Source organism: Peribacillus butanolivorans, assembly GCF_001273755.1.
GTDB classification, from domain to species: domain Bacteria; phylum Bacillota; class Bacilli; order Bacillales; family DSM-1321; genus Peribacillus; species Peribacillus butanolivorans.
Genome location: NZ_LGYA01000001.1, coordinates 2,737,305 through 2,739,175, shown reverse-complemented (window position 1 = coordinate 2,739,175; position 1,871 = coordinate 2,737,305). Strand labels below are relative to the sequence as shown.

3 protein-coding genes are annotated in these 1,871 nt (G+C 40.8%); 2 read left to right on the top strand and 1 reads right to left on the bottom strand.

Going from position 1 to position 1,871, the window contains the following annotated elements; translation table 11 throughout:
* Positions 1-30 precede the first annotated feature (30 nt).
* On the top strand, positions 31-918 hold the full coding sequence (gene pdxS, locus AKG34_RS12480) for a pyridoxal 5'-phosphate synthase lyase subunit PdxS (protein WP_053346361.1): 888 nt from the start codon (positions 31-33) through the stop codon (positions 916-918).
* 1 nt (position 919) lies between these two features.
* Positions 920-1,519 carry a pyridoxal 5'-phosphate synthase glutaminase subunit PdxT gene (gene pdxT, locus AKG34_RS12475; RefSeq protein WP_053346360.1) on the top strand — a complete coding sequence of 200 codons (600 nt, stop codon included), beginning with the start codon at positions 920-922 and terminating at the stop codon, positions 1,517-1,519.
* 145 nt (positions 1,520-1,664) lie between these two features.
* Here the strand turns inward: pdxT and AKG34_RS12470 are convergent.
* Positions 1,665-1,871, bottom strand: a 207-nt coding sequence (locus tag AKG34_RS12470) for a transposase (RefSeq protein WP_053345888.1), incomplete at its 5' end; no start/stop codon positions are given.

Here is a 1,871-nt window from a genome sequence, read left to right as displayed (position 1 = left end):
AAATCTAAAAAAATATTAGGGGGAAAAGTAATGGAAAAATTATTAGGAACTGACACAGTAAAAAGAGGAATGGCACAAATGCAAAAGGGTGGCGTAATTATGGACGTCATTAATGCAGAACAAGCAAAAATCGCCGAAGCAGCGGGTGCTGTTGCTGTCATGGCTTTAGAAAGGGTACCTTCCGATATTCGTGCAGCTGGTGGTGTAGCAAGAATGGCAGATCCTCGAATCGTTGAGGAAGTATTGAATGCTGTTTCTATTCCGGTCATGGCTAAAGCAAGGATTGGTCACATTGTTGAAGCAAGGATTCTGGAATCAATGGGTGTTGATTATATTGACGAAAGCGAAGTGCTGACGCCTGCTGATGAAGAATATCATTTGTTAAAAAGCGATTTCACAGTACCTTTTGTATGTGGATGCCGTGACTTAGGCGAAGCTGCACGCCGGATTGGCGAAGGAGCATCGATGCTTCGTACAAAAGGAGAACCTGGGACAGGAAATATTGTGGAAGCTGTTCGACATATGAGAAAGGTTTTGTCCCAAATTCGTAAAGTGAGCGTAATGAGTGACGATGAATTAATGACAGAAGCAAAAATCTTAGGTGCTCCTTATGAGATTCTAAGAGAAATTAAGCGGACAGGTAAATTGCCTGTAGTTAACTTTGCAGCAGGTGGAATTGCTACTCCAGCAGATGCAGCACTGATGATGGAACTGGGCGCAGATGGCGTATTTGTGGGTTCAGGTATATTTAAATCAGAGAATCCTGAAAAATTTGCAACTGCAATCGTTCAAGCGACTACATATTATACTGATTATGAATTGATTGGCCGGCTGTCAAAAGAGTTAGGTAGTGCAATGAAAGGTATTGATATTTCTAAGCTTGCTCCATCAGAACGGATGCAGGAACGTGGCTGGTAATATGATAACCATCGGTGTTTTGGGTTTACAGGGTGCTGTTGAAGAACATTTAAATCAAATTAAAGCTGCAGGTGAACAAGCTATAATTGTTAAAAAACCTGAACAGTTAAAAGAAATTGATGGCTTAATTATTCCAGGCGGAGAAAGCACTACGATGAGAAAGCTCATGGATCGTTACGGATTTATGGAACCCATCAAAACCTTTTTTGAACTAAAAAAACCTGTCTTCGGTACATGTGCGGGAATGGTATTGGCCGCAAAGAAATTGACTGGGGATGAAGAGGCTTATCTTGGATTAATGGACATTTCCGTGAAAAGGAACGGATTTGGACGTCAGCGGGATAGTTTTGAAGCACAACTCTCGATCAAAGGAATGGAAGAACCATTTACAACTGTCTTCATCCGGGCACCATTTGCGGAAGAAATTGGTGAAGACGTAGAGGTATTAGCTCTTTATGAAGATCATGTTGTTGCTGCGAGACAAGAACATGTCCTGGTTAGTGCTTTTCATCCAGAATTAACAGGGGACAATCGTTTTATACAACTCTTCATCGAAATGGTGAAAGAATCTATCAGTAAAGTTGAAGTAAAAATGTGCTAAATATTAATGAGCTGTCCTATTTTAATAGGGCAGCTCAGTTTGTAGACAAAAGGGGTTCGGAATTATAAAATTCCGAACCCCTTTTGAAATTCCCTTTGAATTTTGGTCCAAGGTTAAGATATTGGGGCTCTACGAGCCCACTCTGTTAGGCCATTTTTGGACCTTGCCATGTCCAATTGGCCATCTTCTTTAAATTAATGGCAGCGAAAGTAAGCATCGCTTGCATCGACAATTTTTTAAGTCCCCTTAAAGTAGTCCAACGCATACCATGCTTTTCTTTTGCATCTGCGAATACACGCTCAATCGTTTCTTTACGTTTCGCATATATAGGTTTTACATCTTGATGAGTACG

What these genes read in the sequence shown, in the direction of transcription:
- pdxS (WP_053346361.1), top strand. Translation starts at nt 31, where the DNA reads ATGGAAAAATTATTAGGAACTGACACAGTAAAAAGAGGAATGGCACAA.
- pdxT (WP_053346360.1), top strand. Translation starts at nt 920, where the DNA reads ATGATAACCATCGGTGTTTTGGGTTTACAGGGTGCTGTTGAAGAACAT.